Genomic DNA, 24,699 nt, shown 5'->3' with positions numbered 1-24,699 from the left:
CCTTCCATAACATCGTTATATGACAGCGACGTGATGGAACAGAACCTCCTTGTTTCGCTTGTGTTCCGATGCAACCGGCGAAATCGTGCGCCATGCTTCTCCGCAGTCTCAGATCGGTAACGATCAAGTCGCAAAGTGTCGGGAAGGTGAATCCGGTCACCCGGGGCTGGGTACGGTGTGGCGAACACCACGGACCCTCCGAGGGTGAGACCGGACACAGCCACGAGCGTGCCGGACGAGCACGGCGGGGGGTCCTTCCCCTTGAGGAGGAACCCAGTGAAGATCAGGCGAGCAAGCGCAGCCGTCGCGGCCGTCGCCGCGGGCGCCCTGCTGCTCTCGGCGTGCTCCAGCCCGGCAGCCGACGACGAACCGCAGTCGGAAGAGTCGATGGCGGAAGAGTCGATGGACGCGGAGCAGATCAGCGACCCGTGCAAGGTCGACACCGGCACCACGGAGACGGCCGAGGGCGAGGTCAAGTACTCCGTGGGCGAGGACGAGTTCCTCGGCTACAACACCCTCACGCCCGAGACGTACTCGACGTACAACAGTGCCGTCACCGAGCGCATGCAGGGCGCGTTCTGGTACTTCGGCGTCGACGGCACCATCTGCCACGACGAGACCTTCGGCACCTACGAGGCCATCTCCGAGGACCCGCTGCAGGTGCAGTACACCCTCGCGGACGACGCAGTCTGGTCCGACGGCACCCCGATCACGTACGCGGACTTCCTGCTCGACTGGGCCACGCAGGCGATCACCGCCGACGGCGCCGTCACCGAGGACGCGAGCGAGACGCCGCTGTTCAACCACGTCTCCGGCATGACGCTCGGTGACTACGTGCCCGAGGGCCCGCAGGCCGACTCCGCGGACGCCAAGATGTTCCAGTACGACTACGAGCGCATCTACGCCGACTGGGAGATCCTCGTCAGCGCGCCGCTGCCGGCCCACGTGGTCGCCGAGGAGATCGGCATCACCACCGAGGAGCTCGTCACCGCGATCCAGGACCTCGACATGGAGATCCTCGAGCAGGCTGCCGAGTTCTGGAACACGGGCTGGCTCTCCGACCCGGGCGAGCTGCCGGACCTGGCCCTCGTGCCGTCGTCGGGCCCCTACACCTTCAAGGAGGACGGCTGGGTCCCCGGTCAGTCCATCACCCTGACGGCGAACGACAGCTACTGGGGCACCCCGGCGGCGACCAAGGAGCTCACCTTCCGCTTCGCCGCGGCGGACACGCACGTCCAGGCGCTGCAGAACGGCGACCTCGACGTCATCGAGCCGCAGGCCACGGTCGACACGGTGGCCCAGCTCGAGCAGCTCGGCGAGGCCGTCACCGTCACGACCGGTCAGACGCTGACGTGGGAGCACCTCGACTTCAACTTCAACAACGGCGTCTTCTCCGACAGCCTCGAGGCGCGTGAGGCGTTCGCCTACTGCGTGCCCCGCCAGAAGATCGTCGACGACCTGATCAAGCCGATCGACGACACCGCCGTGGTGATGAACGCCCGTGAGGTGTTCCCGTTCCAGGACAGCTACGAGGACGTCGTCTCGGCCTCCTACGACGGCCGCTACGACGAGGTCGACCTGGAGATGGCCGCGGAGAAGTTCGAGGCCGCCGGCCTCGAGGAGGGCACCGAGGTCCGCATCGGCTACTCGGCGCCCAACCCGCGCCGCGCCGACGAGATCGCCTCGATCAAGGCGTCCTGCGACCAGGTGGGCTTCAACATCGTCGACACCGGCTCGCCGGAGTTCTTCGACAAGGACCTGCCCAACGGTGACTACGAGGTCGCGCTGTTCGCGTGGGCCGGCTCGGGCCAGAAGGCCTCGGGCCAGAACATCTACGCGACGGACCAGCCGCAGAACTACGGCGGCTACTCCGACGAGGTCGTCGACGAGGCCTGGGACACCCTGGCCTCGACCGCGGACGAGTCGGTGCACCTGGAGCAGACCAAGGTGATCGAGAAGCAGCTGTGGGACACCCTGTTCGGCATCCCGCTGTTCGCTCACCCGGGGGTCGGCGCGTACAGCTCCGACCTGGAGAACGTGCGCGACACCGCCGCGCAGTCGGGCATCGTGTGGAACAGCGAGCAGTGGGCTCGCGCTTCCTGACGACCTGATGCACCAGCCGTGGGGCAGGGAGCACGACTCCCTGCCCCACGGTGTTGTCGCCAGGGCTCCGTGTCCCGGGCGACGGCACAAGGTCCTGTGCCGCGTGACCTCTCCGTCCCACCGATCTGACCGGCGGCAGACTCCCTGCCGCCCCCGAAGGGGCACACCGTGCTCAAGTTCATCCTCCGACGGCTCGGCATCTCGGTCTTCATCCTCTGGCTGGCGTCGGTCCTCATCTACTGGCTCGTGACGATCTCGGGCGACCCGCTGAAAGACCTTCGCGAGTCGAACGCGGACAACGCCGCGCAGCTCATGCAGGCGCGCATCGACCTCATGAACCTCGACCAGCCCTGGTACCAGCGCTACTGGGACTGGCTCCAGGGTGTCGGTGGATGCTTCACCGGGTCGTGCGACCTGGGCACCAACATCAACGGGTCCGACGTGCTGGAGCTGACGAGCCTCGCCGCCGGGTCGACCCTGCGCCTCGTCACGCTCGCCACGCTGCTCGCCATCGTGATCGGTGTCGCGCTCGGCATCCTGACCGCGATCCGGCAGTACTCGGGCTTCGACTACACCGTGACGTTCCTCGCCTTCCTCTTCTTCTCGCTGCCGGTCTTCTGGGCGGCGGTGCTGCTGAAGGAGTACGGCGCGATCCGGTTCAACGACTGGATCGCCAGCGGCGACATGGAGCCACCGATGGTGCTGCTCATCGCCCTGATCGTCGGAGTCGTCGTCGCGGCCGTGCTCGGGGGCAGCTGGCGACGCAAGCTGTACACCGCGGGCGCCACGTTCGCGTTCGTCGCCGTCGTGCTCTACGTGCTCAACGTCCTCGAGTGGTACCGCAACCCGACCTTCGGGCTCGCGATGGTGCTGCTCACCTCTCTCGGGGCGGCGGTGCTCACCACGGCGATCGTGGCCGGGCTGGGCAACCGCAGGGTGCTGTACGGGGCCGTCACCACCGCCGTCGTCGGGACCGTCAGCTACCTGCTGTTCGCGAACCTGCTGCTGGCGCCGTCGTCGTGGTGGGTGCTCATCGGTCTCTTCGTGCTCGCCGTGGCGGTCTCGCTCGGCGTCGGTGCGGCCTGGGGCGGCTACGCGCGCAAGCAGGCGATGCTCGTGTCGGCGATCACCGGCATCCTGACCTCGCTGGTCGTCGTCTTCGACATCCTCGTCGCGAACTGGTCGAGCTTCCTGGAGCTCAAGCCGCGGCCGATCTCGACGATCGGCTCGCAGACGCCCAACTTCACGGGTGACTTCTGGGAGTCGGTGCTGGACACGGGGATGCAGCTCGTCCTGCCGACCGTGCTGCTCACGCTGGTCTCGGTCGCCTCGTACTCCCGCTACACGCGGTCCTCGATGCTCGAGACGATGAACCAGGACTACGTCCGTACCGCCCGCTCGAAGGGCCTGAGCGAGCGGGCGGTCATCACCAAGCACGCCTTCCGCAACGCGCTCATCCCCATCACCACGATCGTCGCGTTCGACTTCGCGAACCTCATCGGCGGTGCGGTGATCACCGAACGGGTCTTCGGCTGGAAGGGCATGGGTGCCTTGTTCATCGACGCCCTCAACGCCGTCGACCCGGCACCCGTCATGGCGTTCTTCCTCGTCACGGGGATCGCCGCCATCGTGATGAACATGCTGGCGGACATCGCCTACGCCTTCCTCGACCCACGGATCCGGCGGTGAGCGCCATGACCGGATCCCGTCTGCACCACCTCATCGGAGCGAGCCATGACTGACGCCGAGACCGTCACCACCGAGGAGAAGTCGTACAGCCAGGGCCAGCTCGTCCGGCGACGCTTCTTCCGTCACCGGGGCGCGATCGTCGCGATGGTCGTCCTGGCCGTCGTCATCATCGTGGCCTTCACCTCCCTCGGGATCGGTCCGATCCCGGGCTGGTGGGACAAGGACCCGGTCTCCCAGTACGAGAAGATCGGCACGGGCGCGCCCACCTGGGAGCACCCGTTCGGGCAGGACACGATCGGCAAGGACTACTTCGCCCTCGTGATGCTCGGCACCCAGAAGTCGGTCATCATCGCCCTGGGCGTCGGACTGATCTCGACGGTGATCGGCACCGTGGTGGGTGCCTTCGCGGGCTACTACCGCGGCTGGGTCGAGGCGGCGCTGATGCGCCTGACCGACCTGCTCATCGTCATCCCGCTGCTCGTCCTCGCGGCGGTGCTCGGCAAGATCGCGAGCCCGTGGGGCATCTGGGGGCTCACCCTCATGCTCGGGATCGTGACGTGGACCGGCCTCGCCCGGCTCGTGCGCGGCGAGGTGCTGTCGTTGCGCGAGCGGGACTTCGTCGTGGCGGCGACCGCGGTGGGCACCGGGGCGCAGCGCATCATCTTCAAGCACGTGCTGCCCAACGCCGTCGGGACGATCATCGTCTCGGCCACGCTGGCGATCTCGGCGGCGATCCTGCTCGAGACCTCGCTGAGCTTCCTCGGCTTCGGTGTGCAGGCGCCCGACACGTCGCTGGGCCTGCTCATCTCCCAGTACCAGACGGCGTTCACCACGCGTCCGTGGCTCTTCTGGTGGCCGGGTCTGATGATCCTCGCCATCGCCCTGAGCGTGAACTTCATCGGTGACGGTCTGCGCGACGCGTTCGACCCCCGCCAGAACAGGACCAAGGCCTGATGACCACCCTCGACATCACCTCCTCGTCCGACGCCACCTCGACCGGCGACGCCGTCCTGTCGTTCACCGACCTCGAGGTCACCTTCGGCACCGAGTTCGGCGACGTGCGCGCCGTCAAGGGCGTCTCCCTCGAGGTCCACCCCGGTGAGGTGGTCGCCCTGGTGGGCGAGTCCGGCTCCGGCAAGTCGGTGACCTCCACGACGGCGCTCGGCCTGCTCCCGTCCAACGCCCGGGTCTCCGGCACCGTGCGGGTCGGCGACAAGATCGTGGGAGACCTCGACCAGGCGGGGCTGCGCAAGATGCGCGGCAACGACATCGCCATGGTCTTCCAGGAGCCGATGACGGCGCTCAACCCGGTGCTGACCATCGGCGACCAGCTCACCGAGGCGCTCCAGCTGCACGGCATCGCCTACGGCAGGCAGGCGACGGCCCGGGCGGCCGAGCTCCTCGACATGGTCGGCATCCCCGAGGCGGAGCGCCGGCTCAAGCAGTACCCCCACGAGCTCTCGGGCGGGCAGCGCCAGCGCGTCGTCATCGCGATGGCGATCTCGTGCGACCCCAAGGTGATCGTCGCCGACGAGCCCACCACGGCGCTCGACGTCACGGTGCAGGCGGACATCCTCGACCTGCTGCGGTCCCTGAAGGACAAGCTCGACACCGGCATCCTGCTCATCACCCACAACATGGGTGTGGTGGCGGACATGGCGGACCGCGTCGCGGTCATGCTGAAGGGGGACCTCGTGGAGACGGGGACCGCCGAGCAGGTCCTGACGGACCCGCAGCACGAGTACACGAAGCGGCTGCTCGGCGCGGTGCCCCACCTGGGCGAGGGGACCGGGCAGGCCGACGTCGCGGTGGCCGGTGGCGAGGAGCAGCGCCGTCCGGCGCCGGCGCTCGCCCTCGACAACCTGGTCATCGAGTACCACCGGCTCGGCAAGCCGGCGTTCCGCGCCGTCGACGACGTCTCCTTCACCGTCGGTCAGGGGGAGATCGTGGGACTGGTGGGGGAGTCCGGCTCGGGCAAGTCCACGATCGGCAAGTGCGCGCTGGGCCTCATCCCGGCCCGCTCGGGCAGCGTGCGCATCCTCGGCGAGGACTTCGGCGCGCTCAGCAAGAAGCAGCTCAAGGACCTGCGCCGTCGCATCGGTGTGGTCTTCCAGGACCCGGCCGCCTCGATCAACCCGCGCTTCCCGGTGGGCGAGGCGATCGCCGAGCCGCTCGTGGTGCACCAGGTGGGGGACGCCGCCTCCCGCCAGCAGCGGGTGATGGACCTGCTCGACGCCGTCGAGCTGCCGCGGGCGTGCTACAACCGCTACCCGCACGAGCTCTCCGGCGGTCAGCGCCAGCGCGTCTCCATCGCTCGGGCGCTCACCCTGGAGCCGGATCTCCTGGTGGCGGACGAGCCGACGTCGGCGCTCGACGTCTCCGTGCAGGCCTCGGTGCTGGAGCTGTTCACGTCGTTGCAGCAGCAGTTCGGGTTCGCCTGCCTGTTCGTCAGTCACGACCTGGCGGTCATCGACCTCCTGGCCCACAAGGTGGTCGTGCTGCAGGACGGCCGGATCGTGGAGCAGGGCGACCGCGACGCGGTGCTGCGCCACCCTCGCGAGGACTACACGAAGCGGCTGCTCGCGGCGGCACCCGTGCCCGACCCGCTCGAGCAGCAGCAGCGGCGCGAGGACCGGCACCGGCTCCTGGCCGAGCTCGGCGACGAGGTCGTCGAGCTGCGCATCGACCCGACGTCCCGGGACGACCGGCCCGCGCGGCGGAAGACACCCGGCGCCGAGGGTGGAAACCCGCTGGGCGGGGCGTTCCACGGCGGCTGACAGGTGCTCCGGTCCGCGGTACGGCGGGCAGGTGCCCACCCTGGCCTGCTGAGCCTCGTCGCCCTGCTCGTCGCCGTGGTCGCGGCGACGAGCGGGGTGATGCTGGGCGCCGTGGCCGCGTCCACGACGGACGCCGCACGCGCGGCCCTCGCAGCGCCCGAGCCGGCGAGCCTGACGGTGACCACGCGCGTCGCTCCGGACGCCGCCACGCAGGACGCGCGCGTCCGTGACCTGGTCGCCGAGCTCTTCGGCGACGCGCCGCTCGACGTCATGCGGTCCGAGACCGCCGACGGGACGGACACCCCGTTCGTCACCTGGGTGATCACCCCGGACCTGGGGTCGCTCGCGCCGGGAGACCTGGCCGGGCTCACCGCCGGCGGTGACGGGCTGCGGAGCGTCCTGCGGGAGGCCGACGGCGTGGCGGTGCGCGGCGTCGTCGTCGAGGGAGACCTCGGCGAGCGTGCCGCCGTGGTGCACGCCGCCCAGCGGGACGCGGGTGCGGTCGCCGCGGTACCGGTGGCGCTGCTCGCCCTCACCGCGCTGGTGGCGCTGACGCAGGTGGCCCGCCTCCTCGCCGCGACCCGGCAGCCCGAGGTCGAGATCCTCGTGGCGCGGGGAGCGGCCCCTCGGCAGCTGACCGCGGCGGGTCTCGTCGAGGCCGGCGTCGTCGCCGTGCTCGCCGCGGGCGCCGGTACCGCGCTCGCGGTGGCGGTCCTCCTCGCCCGCGGGGCGTCCCCGACGGCGAGCGTCGGGTGGACGGGCGCCCTCACGGCGGCGAGCGCCGTCGCCGTCCTGACGACCGTCGTCGCGGCGCAGGCCCGCGCCGTCGCCGGGCGGGAGGCCTCCGACCGGTCGGGACGCCTGCGGCAGGTCGCCGCGCTCGGCACCGTCGTCGCGGCGGTGGGAGTCGGAGCGGCCGGTCTGCTGCGCCTGCGGTCCCTCGGGTCGCCGCTCGTCGTCGTGCCCGACGGCGTCCGGACCGACCCGCTCGCCGCCGCGGCCCCGGCGCTGCTGCTGGCGGCGCTCGGCCTGGTCGTCCTCGCCCTGCTGGGCCCGGCGGCGCGGCTGGGGGCGGCGCTGGCTGCGAGAGGTCGGGGCACGACGGCGGTGCTCGCGGCCCGGCAGGTGGCACGGCGGCTGCGCGTCGTCGTCGTGGGCGTCGTGCTGCTGGTGCTCGCGTCGGGCTCGGCGGTGCTGGCGGGCGCCTACGCCGGGACGTCGGAGCGGGCGCGCGCCGAGGCGATCACGCAGCAGGTGGGCACCGACGTGCGGGTCACGGTGCCGGCGCCCGGCCGGCTGAGCGCCGAACGCCCGCCGCCCCGTGCCGACGAGCTGGCGGCGCTCGACGGGGTCGCCGCCGCAGCGCCGGCACTCGTCGTCGACGCGACCGTCCGGGGCGAGGCCGTGGGCCTCACCGCGCTGCCGGCGGACCAGGTGGCGGCCGTGGTGCGCACCCCCGATGCGGCCGTGCTCGCCGCGCCGCTGCGTGGGGTATCACCGTTCGCGGCCGCACCGGTGCTGCCGGGCGAGGCGACGGCGCTGCGCGTGGCCCTGGACGCCGCGGTGAGCAGCGACGTCGACGAGCGACCGGAGACGGCGACGGGCACGGAGCCGGTCGAGGTCGAGGTGTCGGCCTGGCTCTCCGCCGCCGACGGGACCCTCCACGTCGTCGAGGCGGGGTCGGCCGAGCTGGCCGAGGGGTCGAGCACCGCCGGTCTGACGGCGAACCTTCCGGCGGGCGTGCCGGCCGGCGCGCGGCTCGTGGCCCTGGACCTCGCCTTCCAGGGGGTCTCGGGGCCGCGCCGGGCGACGCTCGAGGTGTCGGTCGCGGCGATGGTGCCGGACGGCACGGTGTCAGACGGCACGGGGTCGACCGAGGTGCCCCTCGACGTGTCGGCCTCCCGTTGGGCACCCACGGCCGTCGGGTCGGCCGGGCTCGCGCGGGCGGCGGACGGCACGCTCGGGCTGGACGCGGCGCTGGACTCGACGCAGACGTCGCGGCTGCGCCTCGTGGCGGACGGCCCGACCGGCTCGGGCGCCACCGATCCGGTGCCGGCTGCCCCGCCGACGGTCCCGGCGGTGGTCAGCGAGGCGGCCGCGGAGCGGTGGGACCTCCAGGTCGGCGACACGCTCGAGATCACCACGGCCGGCTCGACCGTGCCGCTCCGGGTAGCGGGTGTGACGCCGGCGGTACCGGGCCAGCCGGTCCCTGAGGCCGCTCTGGTGGACCTCGCCGCTCTCGACGCGACGCTCCTGCGCACCGCGGCGCAGCTCCCGCGGCCCGCCGAGGTCTGGCTGGCCGCGGCGGAGCCCGACGACGCGGCGGCGGTCGAGCGGCTCGCCGCCGCCGCCCGGCCCGCGGCCGTGGAGCACGCTCCGGCGCCGCAGGACGTGGAGGTCGTCACCTCCGGTGGTGGGGGCACGGACGCGGCCGCGCCGGTGCGTCTCGCCTTCACCCTCGCGGCGGCGGGGGCGGCGGCGCTCGCCGTCGTCGGGATGGCCGTGGTGGCGGTCGCCGGGCTGTCGGGGCGCCGCGACGAGGTCGTCGTGCTGCGCGCCGCCGGCGTCGGGCCGCGGTCCCAGGCGGCCGGGCGGGCGCTGGAGACGGCGATGGTCGGCGGGACGGCGCTCGGTGCCGGCGTCCTGGCCGGCTGGTCCGTCGCGGCGGCGACCGTGCCGGGCCTCGCCGGGGCGACGCTCGGCATCGTCTCCGTCGGGGCCACGCCGACCGTCCTGGTCGTCGACGCGGGCCTGACCGCCGTGCTGGTCGGGGCCGCCGCCGCCGGGACGGCCGCCGTGGTCGCCGCCGTCGCGGGGCGGGTCGCGGCGCAGGCGCGCGACAAGACCTACCGCCCGGAGGTGCGATGAGCCTGCTGCTGCTGGTCCGCCGCCACCTGCGCACGGCCGCGGGGCCGACCGTCGCGCTGGCCGTCATCGCGATGCTCGCCGCCACGGTGACGTCGGCCGTGCCGCGCGCGGTCGCGGCCCTGCACGCGGAGCAGCTCGCGCACGCCACGGCGCAGGCCTCGGCGATCGCCCGGGACGTCATCGCCACGAGCCCGGGGGTCCCGGGATACGGCGCGGGCTACGTGGCCGACGACGGCCCGGTTCTGGGCGCGACGGGTGCGGGCTCGGTCGACCCTCCCCAGCCGGACCTGGACGGCTACCGCGACGGTCTGCGCGCGCTGGCCGCCGCCCAGCCCGAGCCGCTGGCCCGTGTGCTGGGGGAGCCGGACCTGCTCGTCTCCGGCGAGCGGGTCGACGTCCGCCCGGTCGAGGGCAACGACGTCGCCGCGCCCCGGATCGTCCTGCGCGCGGGCGCCACGGCGCGCGACCAGGTGGAGCTGGTCGAGGGCAGGTGGCCGGAGCCGACGCCCGTGGTGGCGGACCGGGACGCGATGCTGCCGGGCACCGACGGCGTGGTGGACGCCGAGCCCGTGCCCCTCGAGGTGGCGATGTCCACGGCGAGCGCCGCGGAGCTCGGCTGGACCCTGGGGTCGGTGCATCCCACCGACGACCCGTTGCTGCCGCCCGCCGAGCTCGTCGGCACCTGGGAGCCGCGCGACGCGTCGGCCGACTACTGGGTGCACGGCCCGCTCGCGGTGACCCCCGAGGTGGTCCTGGACCCGAACGTCGGCAAGATCGCGACGGCCGCCGTGTTCGCCGACCCCGGCACGCTGGGCGCCTGGGTCACCGGCCCGACCACCCGGATCTGGTTCCCGGTGGACACGAGCGCCGTGACGTCGGCGGACGCGCCGGCGCTCCTGGCCCAGCTCCGAGGCCTCACCGCCACGACCTCGACGCCGGTGGAGGGTGACGCCGTCACGCTGGAGCCGACCTCGGGCCTGGTCGACGTGCTGGAACGCGTGCTGGGCCAGCGCCAGGGGGTGGACGCCGTCGTCGCCGTGCTCGCCGTCGGCCCGCTCGGTGCGCTGGTGGCGGTCCTGGTGCTCGCGGCCGGGCTGGTCCTGGACCGCCGCCGGAGCGCGCTGGCGCTGGTGCGTGCGCGGGGCGCCTCGGGCGTCTGGGCGCGGGGCGTGGTGGCCGTCGAAGGGCTCGTCGTCGGGCTGCCCGCGGCCGTGGCCGGCACGGCGCTCGGGCTGGTCGTGGTTCCGGGCCCGGTCTCGCCCGCCCAGCTGGTCGCGGCGCTCGGCTGCGGTCTCGCTCCGGCGGTGGCGCTGGGGGCCGTCGCGACGTCGCGGGGAACGCGAGCGCGCCGCGCGGACCTCGACGTGGTGCCCGCCCGACGGCGGCGCCACCGGCTGCTCGTGGAAGCCGCGGTCGCGCTCGCGGCGGGGCTGACGGCGGTGCTGGCGCTCGACCGGGGCGTCGTGGCCGGCGCGGACGGCACCGGGCCCGCCGTCGACCCGCTGGTCGTCGCGGCGCCGCTGCTGGTGAGCGTCACGGCGGCCCTCGTGGTGCTGCGACTGGTGCCACCCGTCGTGCGGGGGGTCGAGCGGGTGCTCGCCCGCCGCGCCGACCTGGTGCCGTTCCTCGGGGCCGCCCGGGTGCGGCGCGACGCCGCGGGCGGGTTGCTGCCGGCTCTCGCACTCGTCCTCGCCGTCGGTGTCGCGGCGTCCTCGACCGTCCTGGCCGCCACGGTGCGCGACGGCGTCACCCGTGAGGCGTGGGGCGCCGTCGGCGCCGACGTCCGGGTGGCGGGCCCGCTGATGGACGACGAGACGGTGTCGACGCTCGCGGGTGTGGCCGGGGTGGCGGCCGTCGCGTCGGTCGTCGACCTGGGCCGCGTCCAGGTCGAGGACGCCGGTGGGACGACCACGGTGACGGTCTACGCGACCGACGCCGAGGCGCTCGCGGCCGTGCAGGCCGACGTGCCGGGCGCCCCCGAGCGGTCGGCCGCGCTCGTCGCGCCCGACGGCGGCACGCTGCCCGTCGTCGCGGCCGGCGACCTCGCCGACGGACCGCTGCGGTGGCCGGGCGGGCAGGAGGTGGCGGTGCTCGAGCGCGTCGACCGGCTGCCCGGGTTCCCGCCGGCGACCGCGGCGCTGCTGGTCGACGCCACGACCGCCGCCGCACGGCTCGACGTCGGCGCGGGCTCCTCCCGCCTCGCCCTGCTGGGGCTCGACGACGGCGCCACGGCGGCCGACCGGGCCCGCGTCGAGCGGGAGGTCGCGGCGGTCGAGCCGAACGCCGTCGTCGACGACCCGGTCGCCGGGGAGCGTGCGCTGCTCTCGTCGCCGTCGGCGGCGGGGCTCCGGACCGCCTTCGTGCTCGCCGTCGTGCTGTCGGCCCTGCTCGCCGCGGCGACGGTGGTGCTCGCCCTCGTGCTGGCGGCCCCGGCGCGGCGACGCCTCCTCGCGGTGCTGCGCACCCTCGGGCTGCCCGCCGGGGCGGAGCGGGGGATCGTGGCGTGGGAGACGGCGCCGTGGACCGCCGCCGGCCTGCTGGCCGGGGGCGCGCTCGGCTGGGCCGTGCCCGCGCTCGTGCTCGCCGTCGTGGACCTCACGCCGCTCACCGGCGGCGACACCGCACCGCCGCTGGTCGCGGACCCGCTCTGGCTCGGTGCGCTGGCCCTCGGCCTGGTCGGGGTCGTCGCCATCGGGGCGGCCGTCGCGGGGAGGCTCGGGCGCCGGCGCGACGTCGACCAGCTGCGGGCCGGGACGGACTGAGCAGGCGGATGAGACAGGGAGGGACGGACGGATGAGCGAGATCCTGTGCAGCGGGCTGGTGCGCATCTTCGCCACCGACGGTGTGGAGGTGCAGGCGCTGCAGGGCCTGGACCTGCGCCTCGAGGCGGGCGAGCTGGTCGCCGTGGTGGGGGCCTCGGGCTCGGGGAAGTCCACGCTGCTGGGCATCCTGTCGGGGCTCGACACCCCGACCGGGGGATCGGCGGTGGTGGCGGGCACGGACCTGCTGACCATGTCCCGGCGGGAGCGGGTGCGGTACCAGCGACATGCCGTCGGGTTCGTGTGGCAGCAGACGTCGCGCAACCTGCTGCCCTACCTCACGGCCGCGCAGAACGTCCGGCTCGTGCTGGAGCTGGCCCGGTCGCCCCGCGGCGGGCGGGAGGCCCGCGTGACCGAGCTGCTCGACCTGCTGGGCGTGGCGGACCTCGCGGACCGGCTGCCGGCGGCGATGTCCGGCGGGCAGCAGCAGCGGGTCGCGATCGCCGTGGCGGTCGCCAACCGGCCCGGCGTGCTGCTCGCCGACGAGCCGACCGGCGAGCTCGACGAGGCCACGAGCGCCGAGGTGCTGGAGGCCCTGCGCGCGGTCAACGCTGCCACCGGGGTGACCACCCTGATCGTCACCCACGACCCGACGGTCTCGGAGCACGTGGCCCGCACCGTGCAGATCCGCGACGGCCGCACCGCTACCGAGGTGCTGCGTCGCACCGAGACCGACGCCGCGGGGGTGGAGCGGCACGTCGCGGAGGAGTTCGCGGTGCTCGACCGGGTGGGTCGCCTCCAGCTGCCGACGGACTTCGTCGCGGCGCTGGACCTGCGCGACCGGGTGCGGCTCGCCCTCGAGCCCGACCACGTCCAGGTCCGCCCGGACACGACCGAGGAGGGGGACCGATGACGGCAGCACCGAGCACGACGGCGGCGCTCGCGGCCCGGGAGGTGACCCGCACCTTCGGCACCGGGCCGGGCGCGGTGCACGGGCTGCGCGGAGTGAGCCTCACGGTGGACCCGGGGGAGCTGCTGGTCGTCCGGGGACCGTCCGGGTCGGGCAAGACGACCCTGCTGAACGTCCTCGGCGGGCTGGACGCGCCGTCGTCGGGCCGGGTGTGGCTGGGCGCGCGGGAGCTGACGGCGATGCGCCCGGACGAGGTGATCGCGGTGCGGCGCGAGGAGGTCGGCTACGTCTTCCAGGCGTTCGGCCTGCTCCCGGTGCTGTCCGCGGCGGAGAACGTGGAGGTGCCGCTGCGGCTGCGGCGCACCGCGCCGCGCGAGCGGGCGCGCCGGGTGGCCGAGGCGCTGGACCGGGTCGGGCTGGCGGACCACGCCGCCCAACGGCCCTACGAGCTCTCCGGCGGGCAGCAGCAGCGGGTCGGGATCGCGCGGGCGCTGGTGGCCGCGCCGCGCGTGCTGCTCGCCGACGAGCCCACCGGTCAGCTCGACTCCGCCACGGCGCGGCGGGTGATGGACCTGTTGCGCGAGCTCGTGCACACCGAGCGCGTGGCGGCGGTGGTGACGACCCACGACCCGGAGCTCGTGGCGCGCGCGGACCGCGTCGTCGACCTCCACGACGGCGAGCTGGTGTGACGTGCGCCGCACCCGGAGGCCGGACAAATGCCGCGCGCGGGACGAAGGAACGCGCTCGCGCAGGTCCTCGGGTTTCGTCCGCGTTCCAATCGGGTCACGATCGAGGCAATCTGTCGTCGATGAGTGATCCGGGACACGGTCCAGGGGTTAGGCTCCTTTGCGCATCGTGCCGTGTGCGCCCATCCGCGCCAGGGCACCACCGCCCCCGGACATCCATGCCGGGAGCGTGCACACCTACTCAGGAGGACACGTGACACCTCGACGTCTAGCAGGCATCGGCGCCTTCACCCTGGCTTCGGCACTGCTGCTCTCTGCGTGCGGAGACTCGGGCTCCGACGAAGGCGACTCGACCGCTGAGGGTGACGGCGCCAGCACCGGCGTCGTCTCCGTCAACAGCGGCGAGCCCCAGAACCCGCTGACCCCCGGCATGACCAACGAGGTCTACGGCGGTCTCGTGGTGAAGAACATCTACTCGGGTCTCGTCTACTACGACGCCGAGGGCGCCGCTCAGAACGAGATGGCCGAGTCGATCGAGTCCGAGGACAACATCACCTGGACGATCACGATCCAGGACGGCTGGACCTTCTCCGACGGCACGCCGGTCACCGCCGACAGCTTCGTCGACGCGTGGAAGTACGTCGCGAACCTGGACAACGCCCAGAACCAGCAGTACTTCTTCAACGGCTTCGCCGGCTTCTCCGCCGAGGAGCCGTCCGACATCATGGTCGAGGCGGTCGACGAGACCACCTTCACCGCGGAGCTCAGCGAGCCGTCGGCGGACTTCCCGCTCTGGCTCGGCTACACGGCGTTCTTCCCGATGCCCGAGGCGTTCTTCGAGAACCCGGACGGCTTCGGCGAGGAGCCGATCGGTGCCGGCCCGTACGAGCTGGAGAGCTGGGAGCACGACAGCCTCATCACGCTCGTCCCGCGCGAGGGCTACGAGGGCCCGCGCGAGCCCGCCAACGGCGGCGTCGAGATGGTCGCGTACACCGAGGAGGACACGGCGTACAACGACATGCTCGACGGCAACCTCGACGTGCTGCCGAACGTGCCGTCGTCGGCCTTCGCCACCTTCGAGGACCAGCTCGGCGAGCGTGCGGTCAACCAGCCGGCCGCCCTCATCCAGGTCGTCAACGTGCCCGAGTGGCTCCCGGAGTTCCAGGGCGAGGCGGGCGTCATGCGCCGCGCGGCCATCTCCAAGGCGATCGACCGCGAGACCATCACCGAGACCCTCTACAACGGGTCCCGCACCCCGGCGCACGACTTCACCTCGCCGGTCATCGACGGCTACTCGGAGGACATCCCCGGCTCGGAGGTGCTCGAGTACGACCCCGAGGGCGCCAAGGAGATGTGGGACGAGGCCGAGTCCATGGACCCGGTCGGTGACGACTACACGCTGAAGATCGCCTCCAACGCCGACTCCGACCACCAGGACTGGGTCGACGCGGTGTGCAACACCATCCGCCAGGACCTGGGGATCGGCTGCGAGTTCGCGCCGTACACCACCTTCGACGAGTTCCTCAACGCCCGTGACTCGGGCGAGGTCGAGGGCCTGTTCCGCGGTGGCTGGCAGGCCGACTGGCCGTCCATGAGCAACTTCCTCGGGCCGATCTACGGCACGGGTGCCGGCTCGAACGACGCCCAGTACTCCAGCGAGGAGTTCGACGCCAAGCTGGCCGAGGCCGGCTCGGCCCCGGACACGGAGACGGCGACGGAGCTCTACAAGGAGGCGCAGGAGATCCTGTTCCAGGACCTCCCGGGCATCCCGCTGTGGTACCAGAACGCGACCGGTGGCTACGCCGACACGGTCGAGAACGTGCAGTTCGGCTGGGACAGCGACCCGATCCTGTACCAGATCACCAAGGAGTGACACCCCGCTGACCGGACGCCGTCCCCGCTCCGCGGGGGCGGCGTCCTGTCGCGAGAGTTCCGCGTGGTCGACGTCGTCCGGTACGGTCTGACGTCGACCACTCGATGCGAGAGGCCGCGGAGCGTCCACCGACGCCCTGCGTCCACACCGCTGCTCGCGGCTCCGACGCCGCGACGAGACAGAACCCGTAGCCTGGGGTGAACCGCCAGGTACACGAGGAGAGAACTTTCCATGCTCTGGTATCTCGGACGCAGGCTCCTGCAGGTGATCCCTGTGTTCCTGGGGGCCACCCTCCTGCTCTACGCCATGGTCTTCCTGCGGCCTGGTGACCCGGTGGCCGCGCTCGGCGGTGAGCGTGGTCTGCCCGAGGCGGTGCAGGAGCAGATCCGCGCCGAGTACAACCTCGACAAGCCCTTCATCGTCCAGTACCTGCTGTTCCTGCGGGGCGTGGTGACGCTGGACTTCGGCGTCGACTTCCGCGGCCGCGAGATCACCGAGGTGATCGCCAACGCGTTCCCGGTGACCATCCAGCTCGCGCTCATGGCACTGGCGATCGAGGCGATCTTCGGCGTCGGCTTCGGGCTCTTCGCCGGCATGCGCAAGGGCGGGATCTTCGACGGCAGCGCGCTGGTCGTCAGCCTGTTCTTCATCGCCGTGCCGACGTTCGTGGTCGGCTTCGTCATGCAGATCGTCGTGGGGGTCCGGCTCGGCTGGCTGCCCGTCGCCGTCGGTCGAGATCCCGACTTCATCAGTCTGCTGATGCCGGCGATGGTGCTCGCCGCCGTCTCCTTCGCCTACGTGCTGCGGCTCACGCGCACGTCCGTGGCGGAGAACCTGTCGGCCGACTACGTGCGCACCGCCCGCGCGCGCGGGCTGCGGCGGTCCCAGGTGACCGGCCGTCACGTGCTGCGCAACTCGCTCATCCCCGTGGTGACGTTCCTCGGTGCCGACATCGGCGCCCTGATGTCCGGCGCGATCATCACCGAGGGCATCTTCAACATCAACGGCGTGGGCGGCACGCTCTACGACGCGATCATCCGTGGCGAGAGCGTGACCGTCGTGTCGCTGACCACCGTGCTGGTGCTGGTCTACATCGGGGCGAACCTCCTCGTGGACCTGCTGTACGCAGCCCTCGACCCGAGGATCCGTTATGCCTGAGAACCGCTACGAGAACCCGGGCGGTCCGGTGACGCCGAGCCCGCGCCCCGGGCAGGAACGCTACGTCGCACCCGTCGACGAGGGCGGGCTCGGCGCCGTCGACGCGGTCAAGGCCGACGACGCCCCGACCAGCCTCTGGCGGGACGCCTGGCTCCAGATGCGCAGCCGCTGGCTGTTCTGGGTCTCGGCCGTGATCATCGTGCTGGTGGTCCTCGTCGCCGCCTTCCCCGGCCTGTTCACCTCGCTGGACCCGCGGGTCTGCAACCTGGCCCAGGCGCTCGAGCCGCCGCAGGCCGGCCACCCGTTCGGGTTCGACCGCCAGGGGTGCGACATCTACACGCGCACCATCTACGGCGCACGGGCCTCCGTCGTCGTCGGCGTGCTCGCCACCACGATGGTCGTCGTGCTCGGGACCGCGATCGGCGCGATCGCCGGTTACTACGGCAAGTGGTTCGACACGATCCTGAGCCGCATCACCGACATCTTCTTCGCCATCCCGCTGGTGCTCGCGGCCATCGTCATCATGTCGGTGACGACCAACCGCACGTCCTTCACCGTGGCGTTCGTGCTCGCGCTGTTCGGGTGGACGCAGATCGCCCGCATCACCCGCGGCACCGTGCTGTCCGTGAAGAACAACGAGTTCGTCACCGCGGCCCGGTCGCTCGGCATGGGGCGCGGACAGATCCTGTGGCGGCACGTGCTGCCGAACTCTGCGGCGCCGATCATCGTCTACGCGACGGTCGCGCTCGGTCAGTTCATCGTCGCCGAGGCGACGCTGAGCTTCCTCGGTATCGGTCTGCCGCCGTCCACGGTCTCCTGGGGAGGTGACATCTCCGCCGCGCAGGGTGCCATCCGTACCGCGCCGGAGATCCTCCTCTACCCGGCCGGCGGCCTGGCCCTGACGGTGCTCGGCTTCATGATGATGGGCGACGTCGTGCGCGACGCCCTCGACCCGAAGGCTCGCAAGCGATGACCACCCAGTTCCCCGTGACGAACGAGGGCGCCGACGGCACCGCCGGTCCCGCGCCCTTCGACCCCAGCAAGCCGCTGCTCGAGATCCGCGACCTGGAGATCTCCTTCACCACCGGCGTCGGCGAGGTGCAGGCCGTCCGTGGGGCGGACCTGACCGTCTACCCCGGCCAGAGCGTGGCGATCGTCGGCGAGTCCGGCTCCGGCAAGTCGACGACGGCCGCGGCCATCATCGACCTGCTCCCGGGGACCGGCAAGGTCACCGGCGGCTCCATCCGGTTCGAGGGACGTGACCTGGTCACCGCCTCGCGGGCCGAGAAGGAGGCGCTGCGCGGGCGGGCGATCGGCCTCGTCCCGCAGGACCCGATGTCCAACCTCAACCCGGTGTGGCGCATCGGCACCCAGGTCGAGGAGGCCCTCAAGGCGAACGGCTTCAAGGGATCGAAGGCGGCGCTGCGCGAGCGCGTCGCCGAGGTCCTCGCCGAGGCCGGCCTGCCCGACGCCACGCGCCGGGCCCGCCAGTACCCGCACGAGTTCTCCGGCGGCATGCGCCAGCGCGCGCTGATCGGTATCGGGCTCGCCTCGCGGCCGCAGCTGCTCATCGCCGACGAGCCGACGTCGGCCCTGGACGTGACGGTCCAGCGGCAGATCCTCGACCACCTCGAGGACATGACCCGCGACCTCGGGACGGCGTTGCTGTTCATCACCCACGACCTGGGGCTGGCCGCCGAGCGCGCCGAGCACCTGCTGGTGATGTTCAAGGGCAAGGTGGTCGAGTCCGGCCCCGCCCGGGAGATCCTCGCCGACCCGCAGCACCCCTACACGCAACGGCTCGTCGCCTCTGCGCCGTCGCTCGCCTCGCGCCGCATCCAGACGGCGCACGTGCACGGCGAGGCGTCGGCGGAGCTGCACGCCCACCACGTGGGCGAGGCTCCCGTCGCGGCGGGACCTGCCACCGTGGTCGAGGCCAAGAACCTCACGAAGGTCTTCCAGATCCGTGGGCCGCGCCCGGGCTCGTCGGCCGACTTCACGGCCGTCGACGACGTCTCCTTCACCCTGGGGCGCGGACGGACGCTCGCGATCGTGGGCGAGTCCGGCTCCGGCAAGTCCACGGCGGCCAACATGGTCCTCGGCCTGCTCGACCCGACCTCCGGGAGCGTCGAGTTCGACGGCGTGGACGTGGCCGCGCTGAACCCGAAGGAGGCGTTCGCCTTCCGTCGCCGGGTGCAGCCGGTGTTCCAGAACCCGTACGGCTCGCTCGACCCGATGTTCTCGATCTTCCGGTCCATCGAGGAGCCGCTCAAGCTGCACGGCGTCGGCTCGCCGAAGGAGCGCGAGGCACGGGTGCGCGAGCTGCTGGACATGGTGTCGTTGCCGCAGTCCGCCATGCGGCGGTTCCCGAACGAGCTCTCGGGCGGTCAGCGCCAGCGGATCGCCATCGCCCGGGCGCTGGCCCTCAAGCCGGAGGTGGTCGTGCTCGACGAGGTCGTGTCGGCGCTCGACGTGCTCGTCCAGGCCCAGATCCTCGAGCTGCTCGACGACCTGCAGACCGAGCTGGGCCTGAGCTACCTGTTCATCACCCACGACCTCGCGGTGGTGCGCCAGATCGCGGACGACGTGGTCGTCATGCAGTCCGGCAAGGTCGTCGAGCAGGCCTCGACGGACGAGGTCTTCGACACGCCGCGCGAGCAGTACACGCGCGACCTCCTCGCGGCCATCCCGGGTGCGCGCCTCGAGGGCGACGCGCTCGCCGGCTGACTGCCCGGTCCACGGACGCCGGCGGGTCCCTCGGGACCCGCCGGCGTCTGCATTTGCCGTGCTGGGACAAGGGCGTCAAGGTGATCACCATGACGCGCCGACGATCCACGATCGCCCCCGCCGTGTTCTACCCGGCGGGGGGACTGATCCTCCTGTTCGTGCTGCTCGCCTTCTTCGCGACGGACACGGTCAAGGAGGTCATGAACACCCTCCAGGCCAAGACGATCAACGGGTTCGGCTGGTACTACGTCGTCATCGTGGCCGCCTTCATGATCTTCGCGATCTGGATGGGCGTGAGCCGGTTCGGCGAGATCACGCTCGGCCCGGACGACGAGCCGGCGGACTTCCGGCTGCCCGTGTGGTTCGCGATGCTCTTCGCCACCGGGATGGGTATCGGGCTCGTCTACTACGGCGTGGCGGAGCCGCTGTCGCACTTCGAGTCGCCCAAGCCGGGGGTCACGGGAGACGCCCCCGCGCTGGCACAGGCGGCGATGGGCCAGACCTACGTGCACTGGGGGTTCCACGCCTGGGGCATCTACGTGGTCATCGGCCTCGCCCTCGCCTACGCGATCCACCGCAAGGGCCGGCCCGCCTCGATCCGGTGGGCGCTCGAGCCGCTCCTCGGGCAGGAGCGGGTGAAGGGCCGGCTCGGGGACGTCATCGACGTCCTGGCCATCTTCGGCACGGTGTTCGGCGTGGCGACGTCCCTCGGGCTGGGGGTGCAGCAGGTCGCGGCCGGTCTCGACTACCTGGAGGTGGCGGACGCGACGCTCGCGCTCCAGATGGGGCTCATCGCGGCGATCACGGCGGTGGCGGCGGTCTCGGTCGCGTCCGGGCTGGAGCGCGGCATCAAGTGGCTCTCCAACGGGAACATGCTGCTGGCCGCGGCGCTCGTCCTCGCGGTGCTGATCATGGGCTCCACCCTCTTCGTCGCCCGGGAGTGGGTGCAGTCGATCGGGTACTACCTCCAGAACGTCATGTTCATGACGTTCGACACCCTGGCGTTCCAGGGCGAGGACGGCCTCGCCTGGGAGTCCGGCTGGACCATCTTCTACTGGGGCTGGTGGATGTCCTGGGCCCCGTTCGTCGGCCTGTTCATCGCGCGCATCTCCCGCGGCCGGACGGTGCGTGAGTTCGTCCTCGGCACGCTGCTCGTGCCGATGCTGGTCACGACGGTGTGGTTCAGCGTGTTCGGAGGGTCCGCGATCCACCAGGAGCGCAACGACCCGGGGTCGATGCTGGCGCCCGATCCCGAGACCGGGGAGATGGTGGTCAACACCGACACGGCGATGTTCCAGCTCTTCGAGAGCCTGCCGGGCGGCGGTGCCTGGATGGCCGTCGTCGCGATCGTCCTGGTCGTGGTGTTCTTCGTGACGTCCTCGGACTCCGGCTCCTTCGTCGTGGACATGCTCGCCAACGGCGGGGACCCGAACCCGCCGCTGTGGTCCCGTCTGTTCTGGGCGATCCTCGAGGGCGGTGTCGCCGCGGCGCTGCTCTATGCGGGCGGGCTGAGCGCGCTGCAGACGGCGGCGATCCTCACGGCGCTGCCCTTCTCGGTGGTGATGATCGGGTCCGCCATCTCGGTGTGGAAGGCGCTCGACGCCGAGTACCGGCAGATCACCCGGGCCGAGCGGCGCCTGCGCCGCCGGGAGCTCACCGAGCACGTGACGGAGCACGTGACGGACCACGTGACGGAGAACTTCGCGGAGATCAGCCAGCAGAGCAGGACCAACGGGACGCGCCGCTCGCGATGGAGGCGTAGCACCTCCGGGTAGGATGGAGCGGCCCCGGGATCCCGGGTGCCACCTCCCACGGAAAGAGAACCGTAGATGTCTGTGCGCTCCGACCTGCGCAACGTGGCGATCGTCGCCCACGTCGACCACGGCAAGACGACCCTGGTCGACGCCATGCTGCGGCAGGCCGGCGCCTTCGCCGCGCACCAGCAGGTGGACGACCGCGTGATGGACTCCGGCGACCTGGAACGTGAGAAGGGCATCACGATCCTCGCCAAGAACACCGCGGTCCGGTACGCCGGTCCTGCCGCCGCCGACGCGGGCGAGGCAGGCGGGGTCACGATCAACGTGATCGACACCCCGGGCCACGCCGACTTCGGTGGCGAGGTCGAGCGCGGCCTGTCGATGGTGGACGGCGTGGTGCTGCTCGTCGACGCCTCCGAGGGGCCGCTGCCCCAGACCCGGTTCGTGCTGCGCAAGGCGCTGGCGGCCAAGCTGCCCGTCATCGTCGTGGTCAACAAGGTCGACCGGCCCGACTCGCGCATCACCGAGGTCGTGGCCGAGACGACGGACCTCCTGCTCGGCCTGGCGAGCGACCTGTCGGACGAGGTCCCCGACCTCGACGTGGACGCGGTCCTGGACGTGCCGGTCGTCTACGCCTCCGCGAAGGCCGGCCGGGCCTCCACCGAGCAGCCCGCCGACGGTGCGCTGCCCGCGAACGAGGACCTCGAGCCCCTGTTCTCGACCATCCTGCAGACCATCCCGGCGCCGACGTACGACGACGAGATGCCGCTGCAGGCGCACGTCACCAACCTCGACGCCTCGCCGTTCCTCGGCCGGCTCGCCCTGCTGCGCATCTTCAACGGGACGCTCCGCAAGGGCCAGACGGTCGCCTGGGCCCGCCACGACGGCACCCTCGGCCAGGTCCGCATCACCGAGCTGCTCCGGACGGAGGCGCTCACCCGGGTGCCCGCCGAGTCCGCCGGACCCGGCGACATCGTCGCGGTGGCCGGCATCGCCGACATCATGATCGGCGAGACGCTCACGGACCCGGACGACCCGCGCCCGCTGCCCGTCATCACGGTCGACGACCCGGCGATCTCCATGACGATCGGGATCAACACCTCGCCGCTGGCGGGCAAGGGCGGCAAGGGCCACAAGGTCACGGCCCGCCAGGTCAAGGACCGGCTCGACGCCGAGCTCGTCGGCAACGTCTCCCTGCGGGTGCTGCCCACCGAGCGCCCCGACGCCTGGGAGGTGCAGGGTCGTGGCGAGCTGGCCCTGGCCATCCTCGTGGAGCAGATGCGCCGGGAGGGCTTCGAGCTCACCGTCGGCAAGCCCCAGGTCGTCACCAAGGAGATCGACGGCAAGCGGCACGAGCCCATGGAGCGCATGACCATCGACGTGCCGGAGGAGTATCTCGGCGCCGTCACGCAGCTCATGGCCGCCCGCAAGGGCCGGATGGAGACCATGGCGAACCACGGCACCGGGTGGGTCCGCATGGAGTTCGTCGTGCCGGCGCGCGGCCTCATCGGGTTCCGCACGCGGTTCCTCACCGAGACCCGCGGCACCGGCATCGCGTCGTCGTACGCCGAGGGCTACGAGCCGTGGCAGGGGACCATCGAGTCGCGCGCCACGGGCTCGCTGGTCGCCGACCGCGCGGGCGTCGTGACGCCGTTCGCCATGATCAACCTGCAGGAGCGCGGCACGTTCTTCGTCGAGCCCACGCAGGAGGTCTACGAGGGCATGATCGTCGGTGAGAACTCGCGCAACGAGGACATGGACGTCAACATCACCAAGGAGAAGAAGCTGACCAACATGCGGTCGTCGACCGCGGACAGCTTCGAGAACCTGATCCCGCCGCAGAAGCTCACCCTCGAGGAGTCCCTCGAGTTCACGGCCGAGGACGAGTGCGTGGAGATCACGCCCGAGATCGTCCGCATCCGCAAGGTCAACCTCGACGCCACGGAGCGTGCGCGGGCGACGGCGCGCGCCAAGCGCGGCTGAGCCGTGCAGGGCGGCCTGCTCGCGGTGCACGCGCACCCGGACGACGAGACCCTCGCGACCGGTGCGCTGGTGGCCGCCCGCGCGGCGGCGGGGGTGCACGTCACCGTGGTGACGTGCACCCGTGGCGAGCGGGGCGAGGTCATCGACACCCCGTCGCACCCCACGGGCCTCGCGCACCTCGAGGGTGACGGGCGCGCCCTGGCCGCGTACCGGGAGACGGAGCTGTCCGCCGCGCTGGCCGCGCTCGGCGTGGCCGACCACGTCCTCCTCGACACGGTCCAGCTCCCCGACGGCACGCACGGCGGGGAGACCGCGCGGTTCGAGGACTCGGGGATGGCCTGGGTCGCACCGGGCATCGCCGGGCCGGCACCGGACTCGGGCCCGACGGCGTTCGCCCGCGTCCCGCTCGACGTGGCGGCCCGGCGGCTCGCCTCCGTCGTCCGCGACCGTCGACCGTCCCTGGTGGTGACCTACGAGGCCGGCGGCGGCTACGGGCACCCGGACCACGTCCGCGCCCACGAGGTGACCGTGCGGGCGCTGGAGCTCGCGACCGACCCGACGGCCGCCGTCGGCGGTGAGCCGTGGCGCGTGCCGGAGCGCTGGGAGGTCGTGGAACCGGCCGAGGATCTGCGGTCCGCGCGCCGGGCGCTCGCGTCCGACCCGTCGGTGCGGCGGCTCGCGGACGACCACGGCCTCATGCTCCCCGACCCCGACGGGGACCTGCCGCCGGTGGCCGTGCCCGCCGCCGACCTGCTGGCGACCGCGACCCGCACGGTGGACGTGGCGCCCGTGCTCGACCGGGTCCTGGCGGCGCTTGCCGCGCACGCGACGCAGGTCCAGCACGCCGGCCGCACGACCCCTGCGGCCGGCCCGGGCGTCGTCGCGCGCTACGCGCTGAGCAACGGCGTGCTCGCCCCCGTGCTCGCCACGGCGCACCTGCGGCGGGCGGCCACGCGCCCCGCCACGCCGGTAGGCTCGGCCCGGTGAGCTCGACCACGCCCCACCACGCCCAGTCCGCGCCGCCCCGCGTCCCGGGCCGCACGCTCGCCCTCCGTGGCGTGCTCGCACTGCTGCTCGGAGCGGCCGTCGGGGTGATCGGGACCGTCTCCCACCGGAGCGAGTGGGCGGGCCTGCCCACGGGGCTGGCGTTGGCGCTGCTGCTGACGCTCTCCACCGCCGTGCTCTGCCGGGCCTGGTCCGGGACGGTCACGCTGCTGGCGGCCGGAGCGGGCTGGCTCGTCGCCGTCCAGGTGCTCTCCGCGACCGGGCCCGGCGGCGACGTCCTGGTGCCCGCACAGGTTGTCGGATATGTCTGGACCTACGGCGGGCTGCTGCTCTTCGCCGTGGCGGCGTTCCTGCCGCGCCGGTGGTTCAGCGACGACGGTGGCGAGCAGCAGTGACGGCCGGTC

Annotated in this window: 16 protein-coding genes; all 16 read left to right on the top strand. The window is 72.5% G+C overall.

The genetic code is table 11. From position 1 onward, the window contains the following. The first annotated feature begins 276 nt into the window (after positions 1-276). The 16 genes from BCL65_RS07990 to BCL65_RS07915 all read left to right on the top strand — a co-directional run bounded on the left by BCL65_RS07990 (position 277) and on the right by BCL65_RS07915 (position 24,690). The gene (locus BCL65_RS07990; protein ID WP_106266838.1) at positions 277-2,103 is read left to right on the top strand and encodes an ABC transporter substrate-binding protein; all 1,827 of its coding nucleotides are present in this window, start codon (positions 277-279) and stop codon (positions 2,101-2,103) included. Positions 2,104-2,271: 168 nt separating this feature from the next. Next, positions 2,272-3,792, top strand: a complete 1,521-nt coding sequence (locus BCL65_RS07985) for an ABC transporter permease (RefSeq protein WP_106266836.1) — start codon at positions 2,272-2,274, stop codon at positions 3,790-3,792. Positions 3,793-3,837: 45 nt separating this feature from the next. Then, a complete protein-coding gene (locus BCL65_RS07980; RefSeq protein WP_106266834.1) occupies positions 3,838-4,746 on the top strand; it encodes an ABC transporter permease in 909 nt (302 codons plus the stop codon). Beyond that, positions 4,746-6,569 carry an ABC transporter ATP-binding protein gene (locus tag BCL65_RS07975; RefSeq protein WP_106266832.1) on the top strand — a complete coding sequence of 608 codons (1,824 nt, stop codon included), beginning with the start codon at positions 4,746-4,748 and terminating at the stop codon, positions 6,567-6,569. The genes BCL65_RS07980 and BCL65_RS07975 overlap by 1 nt, the downstream gene beginning before the upstream one ends. A 3-nt stretch (positions 6,570-6,572) precedes the next feature. Next, a complete protein-coding gene (locus BCL65_RS07970; RefSeq protein ID WP_106266830.1) occupies positions 6,573-9,437 on the top strand; it encodes a hypothetical protein in 2,865 nt (954 codons plus the stop codon). After that, a complete protein-coding gene (locus tag BCL65_RS07965) occupies positions 9,434-12,199 on the top strand; it encodes an FtsX-like permease family protein (RefSeq protein ID WP_106266829.1) in 2,766 nt (921 codons plus the stop codon). The genes BCL65_RS07970 and BCL65_RS07965 overlap by 4 nt, the downstream gene beginning before the upstream one ends. A 31-nt stretch (positions 12,200-12,230) precedes the next feature. Further along, positions 12,231-13,109 (top strand): ABC transporter ATP-binding protein, encoded by an 879-nt coding sequence (locus BCL65_RS07960; RefSeq protein ID WP_106266827.1) that lies wholly within the window; start codon positions 12,231-12,233, stop codon positions 13,107-13,109. Then, entirely contained in the window at positions 13,106-13,795 is a 690-nt protein-coding gene (locus tag BCL65_RS07955) for an ABC transporter ATP-binding protein (RefSeq protein WP_106266825.1), read from the top strand. Before BCL65_RS07960 ends, BCL65_RS07955 begins: the two co-directional genes overlap by 4 nt. 250 nt (positions 13,796-14,045) lie before the next feature. Continuing rightward, entirely contained in the window at positions 14,046-15,665 is a 1,620-nt protein-coding gene (locus BCL65_RS07950) for a peptide ABC transporter substrate-binding protein (protein ID WP_106266823.1), read from the top strand. A 231-nt stretch (positions 15,666-15,896) separates the two neighbouring features. Beyond that, the gene (locus BCL65_RS07945) at positions 15,897-16,823 is read left to right on the top strand and encodes an ABC transporter permease (RefSeq protein WP_106266821.1); all 927 of its coding nucleotides are present in this window, start codon (positions 15,897-15,899) and stop codon (positions 16,821-16,823) included. Continuing rightward, positions 16,816-17,796: an ABC transporter permease gene (locus BCL65_RS07940; protein ID WP_106266819.1), complete on the top strand. Its 981-nt coding sequence runs from the start codon at positions 16,816-16,818 to the stop codon at positions 17,794-17,796. Before BCL65_RS07945 ends, BCL65_RS07940 begins: the two co-directional genes overlap by 8 nt. Further along, positions 17,793-19,550 (top strand): dipeptide ABC transporter ATP-binding protein, encoded by a 1,758-nt coding sequence (locus BCL65_RS07935; protein WP_106266817.1) that lies wholly within the window; start codon positions 17,793-17,795, stop codon positions 19,548-19,550. The genes BCL65_RS07940 and BCL65_RS07935 overlap by 4 nt, the downstream gene beginning before the upstream one ends. Before the next feature lie 89 nt (positions 19,551-19,639). Then, positions 19,640-21,325, top strand: coding sequence for a BCCT family transporter (locus BCL65_RS07930; protein WP_243400855.1), 1,686 nt, complete (start codon positions 19,640-19,642; stop codon positions 21,323-21,325). A 54-nt stretch (positions 21,326-21,379) separates the two neighbouring features. Continuing rightward, complete coding sequence (gene typA / locus BCL65_RS07925) at positions 21,380-23,290, top strand: translational GTPase TypA (RefSeq protein ID WP_106266815.1); 1,911 nt, start codon at positions 21,380-21,382, stop codon at positions 23,288-23,290. Between the two features lie 3 nt (positions 23,291-23,293). Next, on the top strand, positions 23,294-24,277 hold the full coding sequence (locus BCL65_RS07920; protein ID WP_106266813.1) for a PIG-L family deacetylase: 984 nt from the start codon (positions 23,294-23,296) through the stop codon (positions 24,275-24,277). Further along, entirely contained in the window at positions 24,274-24,690 is a 417-nt protein-coding gene (locus BCL65_RS07915; protein ID WP_106266811.1) for a DUF6113 family protein, read from the top strand. The genes BCL65_RS07920 and BCL65_RS07915 overlap by 4 nt, the downstream gene beginning before the upstream one ends. Positions 24,691-24,699 lie beyond the last annotated feature (9 nt).

The sequence above is a fragment of the Isoptericola halotolerans genome (genome assembly GCF_003003075.1).
GTDB lineage: Bacteria > Actinomycetota > Actinomycetes > Actinomycetales > Cellulomonadaceae > Isoptericola > Isoptericola halotolerans_A.
The sequence above is the reverse complement of the archived record's forward strand: the minus strand, read 5'-3'. Positions and strand labels throughout refer to the sequence as shown.